Annotated in this window: 17 protein-coding genes; 5 read left to right on the top strand and 12 right to left on the bottom strand. The window is 43.2% G+C overall.

From position 1 onward, the window contains the following. Positions 1-12: 12 nt before the first annotated feature. Complete coding sequence (locus AC58QM_RS16600) at positions 13-2,103, bottom strand: beta-galactosidase (RefSeq protein ID WP_497285753.1); 2,091 nt, start codon at positions 2,101-2,103, stop codon at positions 13-15. 157 nt (positions 2,104-2,260) lie between these two features. Here AC58QM_RS16600 and AC58QM_RS16595 point away from each other — a divergent pair, with 157 nt between their 5' ends. After that, positions 2,261-3,181, top strand: coding sequence for a helix-turn-helix domain-containing protein (locus AC58QM_RS16595; protein WP_497285751.1), 921 nt, complete (start codon positions 2,261-2,263; stop codon positions 3,179-3,181). A 59-nt stretch (positions 3,182-3,240) separates the two neighbouring features. On the opposite strand, the gene AC58QM_RS16590 is transcribed toward AC58QM_RS16595, so the two are convergent. From AC58QM_RS16590 to AC58QM_RS16575, 4 genes are read right to left on the bottom strand one after another with little or no spacing between them, the layout of a single operon-like run. Then, a complete protein-coding gene (locus tag AC58QM_RS16590; protein ID WP_497285749.1) occupies positions 3,241-4,002 on the bottom strand; it encodes an SDR family NAD(P)-dependent oxidoreductase in 762 nt (253 codons plus the stop codon). Positions 4,003-4,026: 24 nt separating this feature from the next. Then, positions 4,027-4,350, bottom strand: a complete 324-nt coding sequence (locus AC58QM_RS16585) for a MocE family 2Fe-2S type ferredoxin (RefSeq protein WP_497285747.1) — start codon at positions 4,348-4,350, stop codon at positions 4,027-4,029. Between the two features lie 32 nt (positions 4,351-4,382). Continuing rightward, entirely contained in the window at positions 4,383-5,501 is a 1,119-nt protein-coding gene (locus AC58QM_RS16580; protein ID WP_497285745.1) for a fatty acid desaturase family protein, read from the bottom strand. 12 nt (positions 5,502-5,513) lie between these two features. Then, positions 5,514-6,353: a helix-turn-helix transcriptional regulator gene (locus AC58QM_RS16575; protein ID WP_497285743.1), complete on the bottom strand. Its 840-nt coding sequence runs from the start codon at positions 6,351-6,353 to the stop codon at positions 5,514-5,516. 147 nt (positions 6,354-6,500) lie between these two features. On the opposite strand from AC58QM_RS16575, the gene AC58QM_RS16570 reads away from it, so the two are divergent. After that, positions 6,501-7,355 (top strand): phytanoyl-CoA dioxygenase family protein, encoded by an 855-nt coding sequence (locus tag AC58QM_RS16570; RefSeq protein WP_497285741.1) that lies wholly within the window; start codon positions 6,501-6,503, stop codon positions 7,353-7,355. Positions 7,356-7,407: 52 nt separating this feature from the next. On the opposite strand, the gene AC58QM_RS16565 is transcribed toward AC58QM_RS16570, so the two are convergent. The 3 genes from AC58QM_RS16565 to AC58QM_RS16555 all read right to left on the bottom strand — a co-directional run bounded on the left by AC58QM_RS16565 (position 7,408) and on the right by AC58QM_RS16555 (position 12,700). After that, positions 7,408-9,339, bottom strand: coding sequence for a DUF8034 domain-containing protein (locus AC58QM_RS16565; protein ID WP_497285739.1), 1,932 nt, complete (start codon positions 9,337-9,339; stop codon positions 7,408-7,410). Between the two features lie 30 nt (positions 9,340-9,369). Next, a complete protein-coding gene (locus AC58QM_RS16560) occupies positions 9,370-10,269 on the bottom strand; it encodes an aldo/keto reductase (protein WP_497285738.1) in 900 nt (299 codons plus the stop codon). Positions 10,270-10,438: 169 nt separating this feature from the next. Beyond that, on the bottom strand, positions 10,439-12,700 hold the full coding sequence (locus AC58QM_RS16555) for an AraC family transcriptional regulator (RefSeq protein WP_497285736.1): 2,262 nt from the start codon (positions 12,698-12,700) through the stop codon (positions 10,439-10,441). Between the two features lie 220 nt (positions 12,701-12,920). Between AC58QM_RS16555 and AC58QM_RS16550 the strand changes: the two genes are divergently transcribed. The 3 genes from AC58QM_RS16550 (at position 12,921) to AC58QM_RS16540 (ending at position 16,349) form a co-directional block, all read left to right on the top strand. After that, positions 12,921-13,841 (top strand): ABC transporter permease, encoded by a 921-nt coding sequence (locus AC58QM_RS16550; protein WP_497285734.1) that lies wholly within the window; start codon positions 12,921-12,923, stop codon positions 13,839-13,841. Between the two features lie 11 nt (positions 13,842-13,852). Continuing rightward, complete coding sequence (locus AC58QM_RS16545) at positions 13,853-14,734, top strand: carbohydrate ABC transporter permease (protein ID WP_497285732.1); 882 nt, start codon at positions 13,853-13,855, stop codon at positions 14,732-14,734. Between the two features lie 67 nt (positions 14,735-14,801). Further along, on the top strand, positions 14,802-16,349 hold the full coding sequence (locus AC58QM_RS16540) for an ABC transporter substrate-binding protein (protein ID WP_497285730.1): 1,548 nt from the start codon (positions 14,802-14,804) through the stop codon (positions 16,347-16,349). A gap of 231 nt (positions 16,350-16,580) precedes the next feature. On the opposite strand, the gene AC58QM_RS16535 is transcribed toward AC58QM_RS16540, so the two are convergent. The 4 genes from AC58QM_RS16535 to AC58QM_RS16520 form a co-directional block, all read right to left on the bottom strand. After that, a complete protein-coding gene (locus tag AC58QM_RS16535; RefSeq protein ID WP_497285728.1) occupies positions 16,581-18,797 on the bottom strand; it encodes a helix-turn-helix domain-containing protein in 2,217 nt (738 codons plus the stop codon). A gap of 66 nt (positions 18,798-18,863) precedes the next feature. Then, positions 18,864-20,528 (bottom strand): extracellular solute-binding protein, encoded by a 1,665-nt coding sequence (locus AC58QM_RS16530; protein WP_497285726.1) that lies wholly within the window; start codon positions 20,526-20,528, stop codon positions 18,864-18,866. A gap of 71 nt (positions 20,529-20,599) precedes the next feature. After that, positions 20,600-21,475 (bottom strand): carbohydrate ABC transporter permease, encoded by an 876-nt coding sequence (locus AC58QM_RS16525; protein WP_497285725.1) that lies wholly within the window; start codon positions 21,473-21,475, stop codon positions 20,600-20,602. Between the two features lie 14 nt (positions 21,476-21,489). Beyond that, the gene (locus tag AC58QM_RS16520) at positions 21,490-22,434 is read right to left on the bottom strand and encodes an ABC transporter permease (protein ID WP_497285723.1); all 945 of its coding nucleotides are present in this window, start codon (positions 22,432-22,434) and stop codon (positions 21,490-21,492) included. Positions 22,435-22,589: the final 155 nt, after the last annotated feature.

Raw genomic sequence — 22,589 nt, 5'->3', positions numbered from 1 at the left:
CCCTTCCTTTACTTACTCGAAACTAACCTTACATACACGTACATCATGACCCGCAACCGTGACAGGAAACGTCAGTTCACCATGTATAGCTTCTAATCGTAAAGTTGTATCTGCATACAAATCTTTGATTTCACACTGCTCAGCTGCAATGTCTACTAAGCTTACTTCGGAAGATATGGACTCTGCACCATAATTCATGATGAATAGCAACAGCCCATCCTCACCACGTAACGTTGTTATCTTCAGTCCGAATGAATTCGCACGATGAAGCCTTAACCCATGCGTATCCGCAAGCTCCCGCACAAAAGCTCTGACACTCTCTTGCTTCTCCATAAAATACCCATACCACAAGAAGGTGGCTATAGTTATAATCGAGCCTTCGCCATGTGGCGTACAGAGTATAGCTGGATCTCCATTAGCAAATTTGCCTAGTATCTCAACATCCTCATTGTAGACTTGCAGTATCTGTCTTTCATAATAACCGTTCAGGACTGTATCTGTTTTCCCATAACGAATGTCCAATTCTTCAGGGTCAATATCTTCAAAGGTATAACCCAACACCTCATTCTTCTGCCCAAATGGCAACACCTGATGCACCAAACCTGTGTTATCCACAGCTCCGAAACGTCCATCACAGACGACAACGCCCCCTTGCTCCGCATATTTTTGGAGCGCCGCAGCGAGTTCATGGCTGACATTCACTTGACTAGAAATAAATAGGGCCTTGTACACGTTCACCGTGCCATCGATAATCTCTTCTGGAATGAGATAATCAGCTGGAATTCCTTCCTCCCATAGCGCATCGTACATGCCAGCCAACGAATCCAAATAGATGGAGTCGGATAGCTTTTGGCCATGATTGCGTGAGTAGGCTTTTGTAAAATCATGATTGAGCTTATCGTATAAAATCGCAACTTTAGGGAGCTCACGGTCATACGTAGTGAATTCTCTTTCGTGACTTTGAATAATCTTAGCAATTGAACCCGCTTCAAGTGCACGGACGGAATAGTTCCCACGCGTGTCTACAAGCCCGCGCCCCATCGTCTGCACACCTTTGGTGAAGGGGTCCCATTTCCAATAAATAATTCCTTTGGCACCGTGGGAAATCGCTTCCCAGCACCACCACCGCAGATGATAGGGACGAACGACAGAGAAGGGATTAAACATGGCAACATTATGGCTTTGAAGCTCCGAAATCCAAAATCTCCCCTCACGAGAGGCCGAGTGCACACCCGAAAGTGTTTGCCAACGCTGAGAGGGGGACAATCCCACTGCATCATTCTTCGGATACAGGGAAATCCCGAATTCATCCACATTTTCAGCCACATTCCAATCATCCTGCGGCAACGCGTAGTGTTCATCCTTCGAAACGGAGGCATATACATTATCCGCGATAGTTGGGTGATGAGGATCGACCGCTTTGATCACAGCTGCCCAGTCTTTCAGGATCATGCCCATGTACGCTTTCTTAAATTGGTTATAGTCAACAACCGGCATAACACTCGCCCACATCCAATTCGAGAATTGAATTTGTGACCAGTCGTAGTACGTTTTTTCCCAGATATCATTCAGATTGCCGATTGTGCCATATTTCTCTTTTAACCATTCTCGGAACGCCTGGAGTGTAAAGCAATCATACGACTCAAACCGTGTTTCATTGTAAATATCATAGCCATACAACGAGGAGTAATCCTTATAGTGGGAAGCCGCTTCTGAAAATGTCTTATGAATCAGCATCCGCACTTCCGGATGGCTGTAATTCATCACCCCATAACCTGTCCCTTTGTTGGTGAAATGCCCATCAGGATCAACGGCGAAGTACTCAGGTCGCATTACGAAATCTGGCATATATTCAAGGAAGGTAACCTGGCCTTCCAGTTCCATAATGATTTTCATATCCAAATCTTCGGCTATTTCCAGAATTTTACGGCCTGTATGAAACGGATAATGCGGCAGCGTGCGATCCTCCCACCAATAAATGGCTGGCCAAATCACAACCGTATTCATGCCAATTTCTTTCATACTTTGGAGCGATTGGCGGATATCCGCCAGCGTAAATTCCCTTTGTATTTTCAACACTGTGCCATACGAAAATCTAGACATCTTGTTTTGACCCTCCTAAGTTAACTTTCTCTGATAATCACCCCAACTATAATCCATTTCAAGGACGTTCCCCATCCTGATTTTTCAGAAAAAAGTAGACTTTCTTCCGTTTTTGAATGATGATGGAGGCAACTTAACAGAAAGTGAGTCAGACCCAATGCGCTATTACACCGTGGAACAAAATATGAACCCCGATTTCCCTTTTAACCTTACCGTGAAAAATAAAACGCAGCTGCAGCAAGTCGGGCTCCATGCCCATGACTACTTCCAAATCTGTTATGTCCAGAAAGGGAGCTGTGTCCATGTCGTTCAACATCAAAAAGCCACGCTCGTCAAGGGTGACCTTTTTTCGATTCCCCCTCATTATGAGCATGACTTTGAGTTGTTTATGGATAAGGATATTGAGCTCGTGCATATGGATTTCATGCCTTATTTATTGGACAGTTCCTTACTCGGCTTAAGCGATATGGATAGCTTTGTGAAGTTTGCTTTTATCCATCCTTTTGTGCAATTAAATGATAGCTTGCTGCCTAAGCTGAACCTCTCGTTCCAAGGCCAGCAAACCATTGAAGGGCTCATCCATGAGATGAACGCAGAATTCTCCGCAAGGGAAGAAGGCTTCACACTTATCATCAAATCCCTGATTCAGAAGCTGCTTGTCGTAGCTGGACGAGAATACGCCGCCTTCATGTCCCATCGTGATGATAAACGGCATGTGCAGGCGAACCGCAGTCATTTCGATAAAGCGATTGCGTTTATTGAAGCTAACTATTGCCAAGACATCAAGCTTAGCGAAGCGGCTGCAGAAGCGACCATGGCCGTTAATTATTTCTCAACCATGTTCAAGCTGCTTACAGGTCGCTCCTTTGTGGAATATGTGACTGAGCTGCGCTTGAAGGAAGCACTCCGCTTACTACTTGAGACCAGCCAAAGCATGGAGGAAATTGCATCTCTAGCTGGCTTTAACCATATGACACATTTCTACCGTGTGTTCAAAAAAAAGACTGGGCTCACGCCTAGCCAGTATCGCAAATTGAAGCATGCATCGCCTCAGCTTCATTCATCATCTAGTTCGTAATTTTCACGTTGTCCACGTAAAGCGTGCCTGTTCCGCCCGAATCGTTTCACTTCCTGTATTTAGTCACCTATAAAATATCCTCCGTCAACTGGAATTTCCGCACCATTAATCCATGCTGACCGTTTACTTGCCAAAAACACAATTACATTTGAAATCTGCTCGGGAGTGGCTAAGTTCGGTGCTTCTTGAAAGATTTTCTCGATTTTTTCTGGTGAATATTTCGCCTTTATCAACCATTCATTTAACAGCGGCGTTGCTGTGCCTCCCGGCATGATCGCATTTACTCTGATGTTCGCCGCGCGTAAATCAAGAGACAGTCCACGGGTCATATGGTTTAACGCTGCCTTCATTGTATCGTACACGAGATTGTCGTGTGAATTCACTAGGCGGTTAATCGAACTGACATTAATAACAACACCAGTACCGTTTTTCTTTAACCATGGCAGCGCTTCCTGCGTTAGAAAAAAAGGAGCTTTCACATTCACAGCAAACAAAGAGTCCCAGTCTTCATGTTGGAGGTTTTCTATTGGTTTATTACAAATAAGCGCCGCATTATTTATAAGGATATCAAGCCCGCCCCACATACCAACAACTTGTTGGATAATCTCCCGCGGAGCCTCAGAAAGTGCTAGATTTTTCCTTACAAATATAGCATCTCCGCCAAAAACTTTGATTTCCTCTACAACCTGATTGCCTCGTTCTTCATTCATGCCATGTACGGCTACCTTTACCCCATGACGCGCAAGCTCAATAGCCGCGGCCCTCCCAATACCACTCGTTGATCCTGTTACTAATGCCGTTTTTCCACATAAATCTTCCACATGATCACCTCTTCTTTTCACTCATCAATCCAACTTAATGAGAATCTTATTTTCTTCTAACTTTACAGGGTACGTTTTCAAATTGACGCATACCGGCTTACGCTTCGCCTCACCCGTTGTATAGTCAAATCGACCATTATGTTTAGGACACTCGATGAGATTACCCATCACTAGCCCCTCTGCCAGATGAATCTTCTCATGGGTGCAAAATCCATCTGTCGCATAATATTTGCTTTTGGCTGTACGATAAATAGCAAACGTGCGATCTCCCTGATCAAAGCGAATAACATCTTCCTCATCAATTGCATCAACTTCACATACTTCAATCCAACCATCTAAATGCTGCATACGTACCTCCAAGTAAGATTAGATTTAGTTATTTAGTTAATCATTGCTTCGGGCTCATCGCTCACTAACGAAGTTGCAGCCTTCTCGGCTTTAACGCCGTAGTAATAAGGTCTCGCTGTACTAGGAAGAGGACGATCCACCACATAATGCGGGTCTTTCTTCTGTTTAATCAGTGCAGTAATAACCTCTTTCAGTGCAGCCCAAAGACTCGGACTTGGTGCCGGATAATCAAACATCAACTCTTTATGCAACGCTGGTAACGCGTGATAGGGAACCATTGGAAACATGTGATGCTCAATGTGATAATTCATATTCCAGTATAGGAATTTAAAAAAGGGATTCAAATAAATCGTCCGTGTATTTAAGCGATGATCCAGAACGTCTTCATGTAAACCCAAATGCTGAGCCAATCCTACTAAAAGAAGGAGAATAGGACCATAAAAGGTGGGAAGACCCACAAACATGAGCGGTAACAAACTATCAATCTGAATTGACCAAACAATCATACCTAGTAAGATCAGCAGCCATATTCGTGAAATCCAAATAGCTTTTGTATATTCTGATTTTGGCACGTAATCTTCTTCAGCCATAGTTAGCTTCCCGAGACTGTGTAAGATAATGCTTTTGAGATCTCTTGAGCCGCCATAGACATGCACGATTTCTCCAAAAATGATCCGCCATACGGGTGGTCTAGTCATAGCAATTTCCGGATCGCGACCGACAATATACGTATCCGTGTGATGACGCACATGACTCCAGCGCCAAGGGGTTGGCGGTCTTAGGTCCATAAATGAGGCGATTTGATACAGAACATCATTCATCCAAGCTGTCTTGAATGCTGTCCCATGGCCGCATTCGTGCCATCTAGAGTCGGCCGTAGAAGCATAACTAATTCCATATAGGGCAAACGCCGGTATCGCCCACCAAGTTCCCCATGAATAATAGGCAAGTAAACCTGTCACTATGAGCCATGCAAACATAATGATCGTATCCCGAATTGCGGGTCCATCTTTACGCTTCATTAGCTCCTTAAGACGCTGACGTGGAATGGGACTCGTATACCAATCTGCTGCTACTAAGCCTCTTTCCTGAGCTCGCTTGTTTTCCGGTCCGGTGAGCGTATAATCCCTTTTCTTATACACATTAGACATTGTTTCGCCTCCTTATTCATCAAAAAATGATAGCGCTTTCTTTTTTCTGAATTGGGACGGGGAAAGTTGGCTCCAACGGCGAAATTGTCGACTGAAGCTACCTGTACACGAAAACCCCAGTTTTTCACTTATTTCATCCAAAGATAGATCAGATTGAATAATGAGTTCCTCTGCCTTCTTTAACTTCAACATGCTGAGATACTGCCGAGGCGCAATGCCATATACTTTTTTAAATATTTCGTTGCAATGACTTCTGCTTATGAAAAGCTCCTTGGAGATTTGATTAATGGTTATCGTGCGGTGTGGGAATTCGCCTAGCTTGCCTTCAATCGTACAAGCCATTTCAATCTCCTGCGCATTTAACTTTTTCTTATTTATCTGAATGTGATTATTCGGGAATTCAACAACTTGTATGGCCTCGTGTAACAATAATAAAAGTGTTGATTGGATAAGTAGCTTTTGATGAGATACAAATTGTACTTGGAGATGCTGAAATAAATCCTGTAATTTGTGTACGGGACCTTCCATGAAGGCATAATTAATATCTATTAGGTAGTTTCTGATTTCAATATCTTCGATGTCGAAATGCATAGAGAAATAGGCAAAGTCAACCTTCGAATGATTAATCGTGCTATGCCTAACCCCTGGACCAATCAGTAACCAATCCCCCGTATTCATTTCTACTGAATCCCCATGAATCCATTCAATCACATGTCCATTTTGACAATACAATAGCTCAAATCCCGCATGATCATGTATTTGATAGGACCACGTGGGCTTTACAATTTTAAAATGGCACTGACCTAGTTTAACCGTAGGTTTGATTTCTTGTAGGGTAAAGGGTTGATTCATAACGATCCATACACTCCTTTATAAGTAACAAATGTTAACTACAAAAGGTTAAATTTCAACCGAATTCATCGTCATACTGTCGTGTTCACGAAGACAGATGGTTGCTATCATGAGAGTAATAAAACTTAAAAGGGGAGAAAACAACACATGGCGATTATACTTTCAGATGAACAGATCTCATTTTATAAAAAAAACAATTACTTGCATGCCAAAGGTCTGATTCCACAACCACTACTGCAATTAGCTACAGAGATTCTTTCGCAGTGGGTCGACGAATTAGTTGATTCTTGGCTCGAACAAGGGCTGATCCACGACAAACGGACAGATCTAGATTTCCAACACAGGCTTGTCGAGCTTTGGAATGCTGCTGGAAAACCAAAGTATATCCGGAGCCCCCGAAGGGACCTTGTCGGTATTCCTATGTTCGAGTTCCTTAAACATCCCGTACTACTAGATATCGGTTCCGATCTTCTCGGTACATCCGAAATCTCTGCACACGGTATTTTTAATGCGAGACCCAAACTTCCTGATCAAAAGTGGACGGATACACCCTGGCATCAGGACGCCCAATATTATCGCGATGCTGAGCATGTTCATATTGTTTCGATGTGGATGCCACTTCAAAAAGTGACGGAAGCGAACAGTTGCTTACAAGTGGCTCCTGGATTTTTTACAGATACGCTATTGGAAGGAGTCGTCGATGAAGCGACGGATTTTCTGGGCTTAAGTAAAAAAGACGCGCTGCAACTAAAAGGCATCTCGATTGAAATGGAGCCTGGTGATGTGCTTTGTTTTAACCAACTACTACCACATCGAGCTCTCTCTAATCATACCGATGCCGTCCGATGGTCTATGGATATCCGTTATGAAGCTACGCCAACTGCTACCGTAAGTGGCAAGGCACAGGGTTTCATTGCCAAGAGTGCGGAAGCACCGGATACCGCTCAGTCCTATGAAGAATGGTTAGTCAAATGGGCCAACATTCCAAAGGGAAGATACTAAACAGCAAGATTGATTCACTAATGAAGGTCAGTCGATCTAACAGCGACTGACCTTACACCCCTCGACCGAAAATGATGGATTGGTCAACCAGATTCGGCCATGGCAGATCATACGTTGGACTATTTACGTAGCGATTCATGGCTATACGTAATGTGATTCCTGTTCCCGCTGGCAATGAAACATGCAACCACTTCCCATTCACGTCCACGGTTCCAGTCTTTTCGCCGTTCTCATTCACAATCTCTCCGATTCCAAACTGATGTTCACCAAAAACGCCAGCTTGAATAATGAGCTCCCTCTCCTCAAACGGGTTCGTATTAACCAACTGAACGGTCACTGAATCCGGAGTCAGCTTTTCCACCAAGGCAGATACGCCAGTCGGCAATCCCGGTCTCTTCGCTCCAGCATCAAAATATCGAACTCGCCCATGCTGCAATCCCCCATGAGAAATATGCATAGGTCCGCCAAGTGTAAGCTGAACAAGACCTTCGAAATAGAGCGGGCACATTTCCTGCCAAATATGTATGGCGGAGTATATGCCTTCGTTATAATGCTCTGCCCAGCTGTAGGGATCACCTTCTGGTGCACGCATTTTAGCTAGTTGATTGCCAATCATCTCATAATTTGCTTCTAATATGCGCTCAGGATAATCCGGCAAATATCCACGTATATATTGATACCACGGCTGTGTATTACCGATATAATGCTTGGTCTCTCTACCCGTTTTCGGATCTCTACCAGAGAACGCAGGTACGATAACCTCATTCCAGTCATGGTCTTTCGGGATGCGTTCGATTCGTTCTAAATCCTCGTCCGCCATGGACATCGACCAGAGGTAGATTGGGTACTTGGGCATTGCCCCGCGATAATCAGACCAACCACTGTCGAAACACTTGTAAGGCACAACCCATTTCCCATCTTGCTCTATGCGGAGCTCCCAGTTTCTGTCGAGCTGTTCCCTCGCCAGCTGGAGCCCCTGTAAGTCACCCGTGAGCAGGACACGATTCATACAGGCGTTCGTAAGCGGTTCAATAATCGTCATGAACCCATGAGGCCATCTCCAGCCATAGTAACCGCCCCACCATTTCCCATCATTGTATTCCCCAATTTGTCCATTCAGCCCAACGTTGTCGGGAATAATTCCCCCATTCAAGCGAGTTCGCTCTTGCCAGGCATTCACATAGTCGATTACCCAGTTCTTCAAGCTCTCATCACCAGTAAACATAAAAGCATGGGTAACTAGCCCCGTTGCATTCAAGTTAAGCGGCACATCACCACGATTCATTCGCTCGTTCATCATGGAAATCAGATGCTGATAGACCTTATCATCGCTCCAATGACATTTGAGACTTTGGAAGTCTACACCTGGGATATCTTCATAAGGGGCTAGATAATCATCCAAAATTCCCCGATGCGTGCTCCAATCTTCTTCAGACACCACAAACCTTGGGCCTTTGCTGCCATTCAGCGGAGATCGAATCAGCTTCAATTGTTTATCATAGTTTGGAGCCTCTGGGTCGTCTCCCGTGTACATCGCCGCAAAATTCTTCGCACGTTGGCGATCCTTCAGCGTTGATGGTCCTGCCAAGCCAAGGAAGTACAGATACAAGTAACCTTCGCCGTGATGCATCCAGTCGTAATACGCATCAAATTCACGATGGATTTGCCCATATTCCGTCCACTGCCAGGTAATACCATCCCATATTTTACGGGATATTTCGTGCAACTCGCTGCTCCCTCCAAGCACATACAAAAGAGCCAAATTCATAAACCCTTCATACGGATCGTCGGATCCGTCCATACCCGGCCAATGCTCGAACCAAATAAGGGTACCATCCGGATGTGTATATCTGTCCACGAATTCCTTAGCTGCTTTATTCAATGTTTCAAAAAGAAGCTGCTCCTGCATCGCCCACTGCGGCGGAGTTACACGTACCGAGGCACCAACAAATGGCATTGCCTTATCATTTTGAGATGAGATCATGTCACGTTTCCCCTTTCAATTAAGTTTCACTTAGTCGAGCAATGGTTGATCTTGGAATAAATCAAATACCTGTTGCTGTTCTTCTGCCTCTAGCCCTCTCCCATCACAGAAGGACAAATTAGTACGAAGTGAGCTCCGCGAAGATGTCCCCGTAAGTGTCACATGAATATTCGGATTGCTTAAGCTAAATCTCATCGCAGGTTCGATGAGTCCGCGTGGCTCTGTCTTTCGTAAGAACGCTAACTTTGCCATCCGATTTAGAGATTTTAACCGAATATCCGCATCGATAAAATGTGCAGGAGCATCTGCCAAGATCCCAAGCCCAAGGACACTTCCGTTTATAACACCCATATTTTTCACCTTTGCTAGCGGAATCACTTCATCCTTCGCCGTATGATCAATAAGCATATATCGTGCATAAAATTGAATCGAATCGAACCGATCCGTTATCATGTAACTCATAAGTAGGGGTAGATTCCTCGTCGTTACACCCAGATAGCGAATTTTACCGTCCTGCCTTAACTTATCTAACGCTGGAATTGTCTCATTCATGATGAGATCATAAGACTGCTTTTCCACATCATGTATTTGTAATATATCGATATAATCCATTTGCAGCCTCTGTAAGCTATCTTCCACGGAACGAATAGTCGCGTCGTAATCATAGCTCCTATCAGATCTAGTCGCTTTGGAGGCAAGAATAACTTGATCCCTACGTCCTGCGAGCGCTTTACCAATTCGACGCTCCGATTCTCCGCTTCCATATAAAGGAGCTGTATCAATGAAATTAATGCCTGAATCCAGCGCTTCATGAATGAGCGCCTGTACTTCATTTTCGTCTGTCTTACCAAAATCACCAGCAAGTGGAGCGCCCCCCAAGCCCAATATAGATACGCTTAGCCCTGTGTTCCCGAAAGTTGAATATCTCATGTCATTCCCACTTTCTTCTCCATTTCTATCTCATTTATTATTGTATCAGTCATGAAATAGAGAACAATTCCTAAGAGTTTCCATAAGTACGCTACAGTGGAAAAGAGAAGTACTGAATTTATACATTTGTACTTAAATTAGTGTTTTAGCAAAAAAAACGCACCTGCGATCATTCCACAGGTACGGATTTTTTGGCATTACTTCTATATTGATTAGGTGTCACGCCATATGCCTTCTTAAATAGTGTGAAAAAATGACTGCGACTTGTGAACCCTGACTTTTCCATAATGTTATTAATGGTCTCTTCGGTGGAAGCAATCTGGTCACTAGCATAAGCAAGCCGTACGTTATTCATATAATCGGTTACTGAGATGAGTCGATGCTTTTTATACAGTTTGCCTAGGTAAGAGGGAGATAAATGAACTTTTTCAGCAATGGTATCCAAGGATAGGGCAAGATTTGCAAAATCTTCGTGCATGATTTGATTCACATCATCAAGCAACTTGATGTATTTGTTTTCTTTCTTGGCGTCCAATTCCATGGACAGATTATCAAACAACTGATAGAAATCCGCTTGAATATCTTCTAATGTCTCCATCTTTTGAAGATTAGCCAGATAGGCATTGAAATTAAAATTCACTTTTAGCGATTGATTCGCTTCTACCACTTCAATCGCGTGACGAATGGATAACAGCATACGAATGAGTACCGAATTGAGAATCGTAAAACTATATTTTGAAGCACTCCTAATCATGTCAGATAAGGCTTGTTTGGCCTCGATGAACTGCCCTTGAATCAAGGTATCTGTCAGTTCTTTCTCAAGATCCTGCGGATATTTGAAGTCTTCTGTCACATACTTGATGTTCTCATGAAAGATGATACACTGGTGACCCAAGATCAATCTGTAATAGGATAAATCAAGTGTTTTTAAGTATTGAAAATTCAACGAATATAAGGTCTCAAACACTTCACCGTATGTGATGGATGTCGCGATATGTAAAAACTGTTGTGTGTTTAGTTGAATCTCTTTCGCAATGGCGACGAGTACTTCATTCTCTGAAGGATATAACGTTTCAGATCTGTATTGGATCAATACTAAAATCTGATCTTCCTCTACCTCAATACATTCATGTTTATAGGCCTTTGAAACCACTTCCGAAATGATATTAACCATCCCGAATTTAAGTAAATTTCGATCACCCAGATTATAATTAGCACAAAATTCAGAGAATCGATCTAATTTCACTAAGAGAAGTATATAGGAATGGGAAGGTTCGAGATCTACTTTATAGGTCGCAAATCGGGAATGCAGGGTATCTCCGGAGATGATATCGCCTGAGAGTACCATTTTTCGTAAGAAGTTTTGTTTTCTATAGTAGAACTCATTCCGCTTCTCCGACTCCAACACCTTGAAGTTTTGAATAACCAATAGGATCGGAGCATACAGCCTTCTAGAAAAATAGAACGAGAGCAACATGCTTCCAATAATGAAACAAAGAACAAGGAGATACGTCTTTTTCCTCATTTTCTCTATATCTTGAACGATGTCTTGGTAAGGTGTAATGCTGATTAATTTCCAATCAAAAGCATCTGTGGCTGCATACGTAATAAATGAATCTACGCCCTCTACATCCATGCGCAAGGTTCCACTTGGTTCCTTGGAAGCATTAATGACTTTAATATAGTCATCCCCATTAAGATCACTCAGCAAGGGATGCTTATCATCACTGGACATCAACTGACCATCTTGATTGACGATAAAAATACGGTTTTCGTTTTTATGATCAGAGGAGTTAATACTGTTACTGACGGCTTCTTCCGAAATATTTAGAATGATGGCTTCACTTACTTTGCCGCTTGAAACTTGAGAATCAAAGAAAAGATAGGAATATACATAAATTTCTTTCTGGTCAGAGGCTATACCGTAGAGAACGTTAGGAATTCGTCTCAGCACTATGCTATGTGATTTATGGTGCTCAATGTCATCCAAAATCGGAAATATCCCTTTATCCTCAAAGGTGAAACGATTATAAATAAAACCAGTGCTGGGAATAACATGCATTTTGTTACCATTATAGATATAAATCGATTTTAAAAAGGGATATATATTTTTATACGCTTCCAATTTGAGCTGATATTTAGCAAAGTCTTCCGAAGGCACATCGGAGTATAGGAGGTCTTTGATCGTATCATCGAAAAAAGCTGTAGTTGAGACTGACTTGGCCGATTGGGCGATAACGCTTACATTTCTACTCGTGTTTTGGAGATCCGTTTTTTGTTGACTATAAACCATATCCAAAGCAAAATTCTCGAAATTCCGGCTTAAGAAAGACGATTGTACAAAAAGTAAAACCAATGTGCTTAATAAGAAGGGTAATAGAATAGTTAGGAACAGCTGAAAAGGATTTTTCAGTATAAATTTCTTGAGCATTTCAACCACTCCTCTTCTCCAAAGAGTAACACATCGGATTAAAATGAATCAATTCAAAACGTATAAAAGCAATTAAATACCCATTTTTAGTACAAAAACATCGATTGAGAACTTCTATTTGGCTCCATACAGAACTCATGAATCATATCAGCAATTGTACTATTTCTTGTGAGTAGCTAGTATTAAGGTATCGAATCTGATCAAAGGAGTTAACACTAAGATGAGCAAAAACATCCTACGTTCACGTCATTTTAAAAAGAATTTGCAATTAACTTTGTTAGCGCTTCCAGCCATTCTTATCATCTTTGTTTTTTCCTATCTTCCTATGGGTGGCATCTTTATCGCTTTTAAAAACATCAATTATATAGATGGTATCTTTCACAGTCCGTGGGTCGGTTTTGACAATTTTAAATTCTTCTTCACTTCTAATGATGCCTGGTTAGTTGTACGAAATACACTTGCTTACAATATCGTATTTATTGCTATCGGGACTTTCCTTTCCGTTGTTTTCGCTATTCTATTAAATGAAGTAGTAAGCAGAACGTTATTAAAAACGTATCAAACCATTTTCTTCTTCCCGTACTTCTTCTCCTGGATCATTGTAGCCTATATGACCTATTCATTTATCGGACCCTACGGTGTTATTACATCTTGGATGGAGAAAGCTGGAATGGGCAGCTTTGATTTTTATACCCATACATGGGTTTGGCCTTTCCTACTAACATTTATTAATATTTGGAAAGGAATTGGTTATGTCAGCATTATTTTTTACGCCGGAATTCTGGGAATTTCACAAGAGTATTTCGAAGCCGCAGCCATTGATGGCGCATCCAAATTCCAAATGGTCCGTAACATAACGATTCCTTTGCTTATGCCTTTAATCACGATCATGACGCTGCTATCTGTAGGGAAAATATTTTACTCAGATTTCGGATTATTCTTCTTCATACCTCGGGAGATTGGCCAACTATTCCCCGTTACGCAAGTTATTGATACGTATGTCTACCGCATGCTTAAGGTCTCTGGTGATATCGGCATGTCTTCTGCCGTAGGCCTCTTTCAATCCACAATGGGATTCGTCATCGTTCTTTTGAGCAATTTTATCGTTAAAAAAGTAAATGACGAAAACAAATTATTTTAGGAGGTGAGCCCATGTTACTCAAAAAAAATTTACCACAAATCCTAATCAATTTAATATTCATATTATTTGGTCTCACCTGTATTATCCCTCTGATCTCGGTTATTTCCGTTTCATTGAGCAGTGAAGTTGACATCATCAAAAACGGATACCGCTTGATCCCCAAACTGTTCGATACAACTGCTTATCAATATATTCTATATCAGCCCAAACAATTATTAAGCGCTTTCAAAATTTCTTTGTTTGTTAGCTTCTTCGGTACATTTGTTTCCGTCTTAGTTATGGCAGGTATCTCCTATGTGCTGTCGCGAGAAGACTACAAGTTCAAAAGTTCACTTAGTTTTTATGTGTTTTTCACAATGCTGTTTAATGGCGGATTAGTTCCTACTTACATCTTAATGTCCAATTATCTGCATTTAAAAAATACAATCTGGGTCTTGATTTTACCTTACCTAGCCATTCCTTGGTTCATCTTAATTTTACGCTCGTTTATGCAAAAGATACCCTTTAGCCTTATCGAATCCTGTATGATCGACGGCGCTAGTGAATTCCGTATTTTCATTCAAATTATTCTTCCGCTTTCCAAACCAGGTCTTGCTACAGTCGCATTATTCATGCTGTTGCACTATTGGAATGACTGGTGGCTAAGCTTACTTTATATCGAAAAAGAGAATTTGGTTCCCTTGCAATTCATGCTTTACAGAATGATGAACAATATTCAATTCCTAACAAGTTCAACAAATCAAATTCCTCCGGGGGTCAAGAACTCCGTTCTTCCCTCCGAGTCAGCTCGTATGGCTATGGCAATACTTGCAGCTGGTCCTATGCTTGCTGTATTTCCATTTTTTCAAAAGTACTTTGTAAAAGGACTCACGGTTGGTGCAGTAAAAGGATAGCTTAAACATGGATCCATGTCCATTTTAAGATATAACAAGGCTTTAACTAAAAGGGAGGATTTAAGACATGTTAAAAGGATTCAGATTAGGAAAAGCAGGCATGACCGTTAGCACGATCCTTCTCCTATCCAGCATGCTATTAGCCGCATGTGGAAGCAGTCCCACACCATCTGCAAGCCCATCGGTCACACCAGCCGGGACTGCTACTGTAGCAACACCCGCTACCCTACCCGAGGTAAAACTAACATGGTATTTCCCAGGCAATTTTCCACAAGCTGACCAGGATCAAGTTTTTGCAGAAGTGAATAAAGTGTTGAAATCCAAACTCAATGCTACGGTTGATTTTAAACCAATAGGCTTCGGTGAGTATGATCAGAAAATGCAAGTTGTGATTGCTTCGGGCGAGCCCTATGATATCGCATTTTCAGCAAACTGGATTAACAATTATACGCAAAACGTAGCTAAAGGGGCATTTCTACCTCTAGATGACCTACTTGCTAAATATGCACCGAAATCGTTTGGTTCCGTTCCGAAATCATTCTGGGATGCCACCAAAGTAAAAGGTAAAATTTACGGATTCGTCAATGAACAAATTTCGGCCAGAACACCATCTGTCATGATCCCGAAAGCACTCGTCGATAAATACAAGCTAGATCTCAATGCCATCAACGGCAAAATTAACGCGGACTCCTTAAACTTATTAGAGCCTTTCCTTCAAAGTGTCATCAAAGACAATCCACAGAAATCTTTTATTTCAGGGATGGTGCAATTCACGGATGCTTTCACTTTTGAAACCATCGCAGGTATCAACGTGCCTGGTGCTGTAGAATACACAGATGGAAACCTTAAAGTCATTAATCAGTTCGAGAGCGCACAAGTTAAAAAATTCGCAGCAACGATGAGAGATTGGAATGCCAAAGGGTATCTGAACTCCAAAGAACGGATTTCCAAGAAAACGGATGAATGGACAGATGGAAAAGCCGGTAAATGGGCCATAAATATCGGTGGAGCCTTCAAACCGGGTGGCGAAAACCTGAGTTCCTCTTTAGGCGGAGAACCGTATGTTGAAGTCCCTTCAGGCACAGCGCATCTGACAACAGGCGGAATCATCGCTACGATGCAGGCTATCAACAGAAATTCTAAGAACCCAGAAAGAGCTATGATGCTCCTTGAGCTTTTGAACACAGATAAAGACCTCTACAATCTCTTGAACTTCGGTGTTAAAGATAAGCACTTCAAAATCGATGCGGATGGCTTTATGATTCCAGGAGATGGCCAAAAAGGATATAATCCGAATGTACCATGGATGTTTGCATCCAATTATCTGGCTAATGTTGAAAAGGGAATGCCTAAAACCGTCTGGGAGGATACTAAAAAAGTAAATGCATCCGCTGTCCCTTCCAAATTATTAGGATTCTCCTTTGATGCAGAACCCGTTAAATCTGAAATCGGAAAGACGAGTGCCGTATTTGATGAGTATGCCAGAGCGATTGACTTAGGTGTAACGACAGAAGAAAAGTACAACGAATTTGTAGCAAAACTTAAAACAGCAGGATCCGATAAAATCATCGCTGAAATGCAAAAGCAAATTGACGCTTGGAAAACTACGAAGTAACGAAATCATTCGTAATAAATTAAAATGACTATAATGAATGTGTATTTGGACATTCATTATAGTCATTTTTTTGTATACGATCTCCTAATTACCCTCTCGATGATACATCAAGTGGTTCTGGTGCAAGGATTTCTATCCCACTAAACCAAATATCTTATTTAGCCGTAGCTCATCATGAGTCGTCCCGCCGGCACCGTCAGTTGCAGAATCTCCTTTACTAATACATCCTCGTTATATTCCCTTGCGGTAATCGCTTGGCGGGAATCCTGTTAGCTTCTTAAACGCCCTATTAAATGTAAAATAATGTTCATATCCGACCTGAACCGCAATCTCCTGAATAGAGAGATTCGTATCTTCCAACAATCTTTTGGCATGCTGCATGCGAAGTTCAGTCAAGTAATCGATGAAATTAGCACCAGTTTCGTCTTTGAATAGCCTGGAAACATAATTCTTGCTAATGTTGAATGTGTCGCTCAATAGCTGCAAGGAAAGCTCGGAATTGTTGTACTGCACCTCAATGAAATCTTTCACATCATGAATAATTTGCCGCTGGCTCCGCGTTTCGCGAAGCTGCTTCCACCTTTCAGATAATCGGCGCAGACTGTCTTCGATCAACTGGCGCAGCTCAACTACCGTTTCAAATGAATCGATTGCTTTGGAAATCGGGGACATGCCTTCCAATCTCCATACCTCGGAGTACTCCTGAGGGAATTCCGATAACTCTCTCGTGAACGTATATAGTAAATAGTTGAACAGATTTTTTAGCTCATCATGGGTGTATAACCCTTTATCAATCGCCGTAAATAGGAAGCGAAGTTGCTTCTCCCAATCGTCGCTGCCGCTCTTGAACGAAGTAACCAAATTACGAATGAGTTGCAACATGTCGAATAACTCAGTTTCGGCGCGTCGAGCCGTCTCTGAGTAATCGATAACTCGGTTGCGACCGAGCGCCGATCGGAACTGCAATGCTTGATCCGCATGCTCACACGACAGACGGATCCCGCTAGCCTGATGCGTAACGTCACCAATACCAATCGTGATCGTGAATGATAGATTAGCTTCGACCCAGGCTCGGATGCGCTCGCAAACATCACGAGTTGCTTCGAGACTCACCTGCTCCGAGGCGCCGAACAGGATGCCGAGCCGATCATTGTTCTGCCACTCGCTCCAGCAGTTCACTCCCGCTTCCCCAGCTGTCTCCGATAACGCGTTAGTCAATACGAACTTCAGTAAATATTGATCGCGCTGCGAATAGCCCCCTGCAAAATCTGTCATTCGATCAATCTCCAACAGCGCTACCGAATAGACTTGCCAGTCGCCACCTATCCCAAACAGCCTGCGCTCTTCGGCAAGCTCCTCGTTGTCGATGGTACGTTCACCCATCAGCAACTCTGTGAAAAAATGCTTTTGCCGGTAGGGCAGATTCGATTTGCTTTCCGATTGATAACGGTTTGCATAATCGATAATGCTATCCACAGCCGCATCGACATAAGGAATCAACTCTGAGCTTACCGCCCCTGGCTGCTTGCCCTGTAGAAACTCGAGAATTCGAGCCATGCTGGCATCGACCGGCCGGGCATTGCGTTTGGACAAATAAATAATCCCGATTGACGCCGCAAGCACCATAGCTATTCCTAGGATGATCCAGCTGTAATACATATCCGAAAAAATCGCATAATGATACGTCTCTTTAATGCCACTTTCAATTTTCCACCCTGTCACTGGCGACGTCACTGTCATGATGCCGTGACGAAGAGGATCCTTGCTCTCAGCAATTCGATTCCCAGACTGATCTTCCAAACGGATCGAGGAGATTGCTCCATCCGTCACCGTCTGGAACCATCTGTCCAGCAGCACGGCATCCAGATTGACAATCAAAACGCCTTTCGGATCAGAGAGAAGCGGCACTTTTTTGACTAAGGAAACCACACTCTTATCGTAGGAATTCGGGAATTCTTTATAGGTTCTGAGACCCGTCCATTCCGAAATCATTTGCTTATTGAATTCTTCTCCGATGAAAGCACTGTCGCCAAACGTGCCGAATGGCTGAAATAAATCGATGCCTAGCACGCTCATATCCAAATTTTTATAAAAATTGATAGATTGGATAAGCGGAAAATTGGATTTAACCTGCCGAAACTGTTCCGACACTTCGCTCCGCTGTAAATACGGATTACTGCCGTCTTCATACATATTAAATAAATACTGATTGAATACTTTGCTGTCCAGCGTTTGCGTTAGAACCGTTTGATCTATGTTAGACATGAGCGCGTCAAGCTGCATCTGGGCATACCTTGTAAATGCTTCATTCGCTCGCAGTGTCTGCTTCTGCGACAGCTGGCTGATGATCATAAAGAAAATGAAAAACAAAACAAACGCCAGCAAGTATACGATTGGCAAATACGTTGTAACCAGTCGGTAGAACCAGGTGCGTCCCTTGCGTCTCATGCTCTCTTGTCCCCTTTATAGGGCAAGACTGTCGGAGGGACAACCACCGACAGTCTCGCATCCTGCTTAATTAAAGTTCATGCTAACCAGATCTTTCTGACTGATCATTGAATCTTTATTTTTCGTGTACCAATCGCGATACCACGTTTCCAACTTATCCCCATCCGATTTTTTCCAAATATTCTGCGCATCTTGTTTCGCTTGAGCTACACTATAAGAGCTTCCGCTTACGATTGCTTTGCTCCACACGTCCTTAATCGGGTTGCCGCTCGCATCCAGCAAGTTCTTCTGAACCAAGTTCATATCCGCAGGCAGTGTAGGGAAGAATCCAGGCAAGGTAATACGTGCCAGTGGACGATCTTTCGTGATGTACATACTGAATAAGTTCTTGCCAAGATCATAAAACTCTTTGTCAAACGGTTTGCTCTGATCGAAGCTCTTCATTGTTGTGTCAAACTCGTTATACACATACTGACCGCCCAGCATCCGGTAGTCTCCCAGCCAATCAAGCTCCTTCTTATTTTTGTCTGGATCGATCGCAACCGCTTTGCCGTCTACTGTTTTAGTGTGTGTACCTTCGATACCAGAATACGTCGTTTTTATCCAATCCTGCGAGCTCAGGAAGTCTACCATTTTCACAGCAGCTTCGGGATCCTTTGTTTTCGTATACATGACACCTGTTAACTGCACAGGAGCGTTAAAATCAGGTGTAAACTGGCCGAACTGGCTGCCCGGCAGCGCAATTGGCACTAGCTTTGCATCAGGCACATTTTTGCGCAGCGTCTGATACAACGTGTAAAGCGCTTTCAAATTGCCTCCGGAGCCGTAAAATCCGGTTTTGCCTGTAACAAAATCCTGCTCCGCTTTCTTGCCGTTCTTGTCTGTTAAGAAATCTTTGTCTACAATCCCCTCGTCGAACAGCTTCTTCTTAAACGAAGCCGCAACTTCCGCGCGATCCCAATCTTTCGTCCATTTGCCATCAGCCAGTACCCAGTCGACGTTCTGGAACATATAATTGACCCAGCCATCGTCGCTCGGCACCGTCGTACTCAGATTGAGTCCGAACGTATCGTTTTTACCGTTACCATCTGGATCCTGTGTGGCGAAAGCCTTCGCCACTTGATAGAGCTCATCTGTCGTCTTAGGAACTTGCAGATGCAGCTTATCGAGCCAATCTTGACGTACAAGCACGTAATGATACGGCACATAGCCAAGCACACGGCCAAAATCGTACATTTTGCCATCTTCGCGGGTGGCGAGCTTCTTCAATAGCGGGAATTTTGTCAACAATTCTTTATACGTCTTACTATATTTATCGATCGCATCGTCAATCGGCATAAGCAATTTTTGCGTATACAACTGTGTCCGGAAGATTCCGTCGTACTCCATAATCAGATCAGGTGGAGAGCCTGACGCTACCAACGTATTCAGCTTCTGTACGGATTCACTGCGTGGTACGGGTACTATTTGCAGTTTGACGTTCGTTTTTTCTGCAAGGTACTTCGTCCACAGATTTTCCTCGGGCTTGCCAACTTCTGGCGGAATGGTGCCGCGGTCATAGAAAGACATGCTGAGGTTCAGGGACTTCTTAGCCTCTGTCGTTGCAGCAGGTTCTTTGCTCACGCTTGCCTCAGAATTGGTTTTAGTGTCGTCGTTCTTCGAGCAGCCTACCGCCATCGTTGTCATGAGTGCAATGGCTACCGTTGCGGATGTAAGGGTTTTCTTTTTCATCTACTTGACCTCCTTAGTGAATTATAATCTATCAGCAGTCCTTTAGGACATAGCTGCAAGGTAAAAATTCCCTATCCTTTCACAGAACCGATCATGACACCCTTTACAAAATACTTTTGCAGAAACGGATAGACGACTAGCATCGGTAATATGAGTACGAACACACCTGCAGCTTTGATCGACTCTGGTGTAATCGAGTTCAAATCCTCTGACGATGTATTGGATATTTGCTGCAACAGTTGCTGGCTTTGAACCATTTTCTGAATTAGCACAGCCAGATTGGCTTTCCCGGAATCGTTCATGTAGATCATCATGCTGAAGAATACGTTCCAGTAGGCAACAGCATAGAACAGCGTAATAGCAGCAATAACCGGCATGGAAAGCGGTAATATAATTTGCACCAGCAAGCGCAGTTCGCTGCTGCCATCGATGCGGGCTGCCTCTTCAATTTCCTCTGGAACTCCGGAGAAAAACGTTCTCATCACCAGCATGTTGTACACATTGATGATGCCTGGCAGCCAGATTGCCCAATACGTATTCACGAGGCCGAGCGACTTCACAACCAAGTACGTAGGGATCAAACCACCATTGAAAATCATCGTAAACAAAATCACGATTGAGAAGAAACGACGACCGTACATATATTTGCGTGAAAGCGGGTATGCGCAGAGTACAGTGAAGATCATACTTCCTAAGGTGCCGACGACCGTCAGCTTCACACTATTTTGAAACGCCTCCACGATACGCGTGCCCGTGAATAGCTTGTGATACGTTTCAAAATTCCAGCCTACCGGCCAAAATTTCACGAAACCAGACGTAATCGCATCATTCGTGCTTAGCGATAATGCAAACAGATGAAACATCGGCAGAATGCACGTCAGCGAGATCAGGCTGAGTATGATGTAATTGCCAGCATAGAAGAATTTTTCAGATGTTGATGTCCGCATGTCTTCCCTCCTCACTACCACAGGCTCTGGCCAAAACGCTTTGCTCCGAAATTGGCGCCAAGCACCAACACAAGCGCAACGAATGATTCAAACAATCCCATAGCTGCGGCCAAGCTAAATTGTCCACCGTTAATGCCCATTTTGTAATTCCAAGTCGAGATCACCTCAGCGATATCCGATACGGCTGCGTTTTGCAGCATATACACTTGATCGAAGCCAACCTCCATCACGTGTCCTACGGACAAAATAAACATGATGGCAACCGTCGGCATAATCGCTGGCAGCGTAATGTTCCAAATTTGTCTGAGCTTGCCTGCGCCATCTATGCTTGCTGCTTCGTACAAAGACGGGTCCACCGAGGCTAGCGCTGCCAAATAAATAATTGCGTTCCAGCCCATTTCTTTCCACACCGAACTGCCGATAAAAATGCTAATCCAGGAATTTTGCTTATAGAGAAATGGAATCGGACTGCCGAATATCTTTTCAACATAGTGATTCAAAATGCCGTTCTGCTGAGCGAAAATAATAAGCACAAAGCTGCCAACAATGACCCAGTTTAGAAAATGCGGCATGTAGACAACTGTCTGCACGAACCGTTTGAACCACATTTTACGCGCCTCGTTCATTAAGATTGCCAGTAGAATCGGAAAAGGGAATCCAACCACAACCTGCAGGAAGCTTAGCATAAAGGTGTTGCGAAGGATGCGCGTCATTTGTGGCTGAGTGAATAGGACATTGAAATTTTTGAATCCGATCCAGGGACTGCCGAGGATACCATCCATAAAGTTGTAATTTTTAAACGCAATGACAAGCCCTCCAATGGGCAAGTATTTAAAAATAATGAAAAAAATGATTGTCGGCAAAAACATGAGCATAATCGGTACATTTTGCCTGAAACGTTTGCGATCCCATTTTCTTCGGGTAACACTTGCTGGAGCACTCGCTGCTTGTTCGATCATTAGTTGCTTCCTCCCTCTCGTTTGCTGATGTCATCATAGACCGCCGCCTCGCTTTCACACAATTCACACATCTAGCAAACATCACGTTTTTCCGTATTACTGCGTAGATCACATTTTTTGTCTACCTCAACTTTTTCAACCAGGAGGATCCAACG

It is taken from the genome of Paenibacillus sp. J22P165, assembly GCF_059692015.1.
This window is presented reverse-complemented; position numbering and strand designations above follow the sequence as displayed.

Coding starts and splice junctions, on each gene's coding strand:
- AC58QM_RS16600 (WP_497285753.1), bottom strand. CDS start 2,103: ATGTCTAGATTTTCGTATGGCACAGTGTTGAAAATACAAAGGGAATTT.
- AC58QM_RS16595 (WP_497285751.1), top strand. CDS start 2,261: ATGCGCTATTACACCGTGGAACAAAATATGAACCCCGATTTCCCTTTT.
- AC58QM_RS16585 (WP_497285747.1), bottom strand. CDS start 4,350: ATGCAGCATTTAGATGGTTGGATTGAAGTATGTGAAGTTGATGCAATT.
- AC58QM_RS16580 (WP_497285745.1), bottom strand. CDS start 5,501: ATGTCTAATGTGTATAAGAAAAGGGATTATACGCTCACCGGACCGGAA.
- AC58QM_RS16575 (WP_497285743.1), bottom strand. CDS start 6,353: ATGAATCAACCCTTTACCCTACAAGAAATCAAACCTACGGTTAAACTA.
- AC58QM_RS16570 (WP_497285741.1), top strand. CDS start 6,501: ATGGCGATTATACTTTCAGATGAACAGATCTCATTTTATAAAAAAAAC.
- AC58QM_RS16565 (WP_497285739.1), bottom strand. CDS start 9,339: ATGATCTCATCTCAAAATGATAAGGCAATGCCATTTGTTGGTGCCTCG.
- AC58QM_RS16560 (WP_497285738.1), bottom strand. CDS start 10,269: ATGAGATATTCAACTTTCGGGAACACAGGGCTAAGCGTATCTATATTG.
- AC58QM_RS16555 (WP_497285736.1), bottom strand. CDS start 12,700: ATGCTCAAGAAATTTATACTGAAAAATCCTTTTCAGCTGTTCCTAACT.
- AC58QM_RS16550 (WP_497285734.1), top strand. CDS start 12,921: ATGAGCAAAAACATCCTACGTTCACGTCATTTTAAAAAGAATTTGCAA.
- AC58QM_RS16545 (WP_497285732.1), top strand. CDS start 13,853: ATGTTACTCAAAAAAAATTTACCACAAATCCTAATCAATTTAATATTC.
- AC58QM_RS16540 (WP_497285730.1), top strand. CDS start 14,802: ATGTTAAAAGGATTCAGATTAGGAAAAGCAGGCATGACCGTTAGCACG.
- AC58QM_RS16535 (WP_497285728.1), bottom strand. CDS start 18,797: ATGAGACGCAAGGGACGCACCTGGTTCTACCGACTGGTTACAACGTAT.
- AC58QM_RS16530 (WP_497285726.1), bottom strand. CDS start 20,528: ATGAAAAAGAAAACCCTTACATCCGCAACGGTAGCCATTGCACTCATG.
- AC58QM_RS16525 (WP_497285725.1), bottom strand. CDS start 21,475: ATGCGGACATCAACATCTGAAAAATTCTTCTATGCTGGCAATTACATC.
- AC58QM_RS16520 (WP_497285723.1), bottom strand. CDS start 22,434: ATGATCGAACAAGCAGCGAGTGCTCCAGCAAGTGTTACCCGAAGAAAA.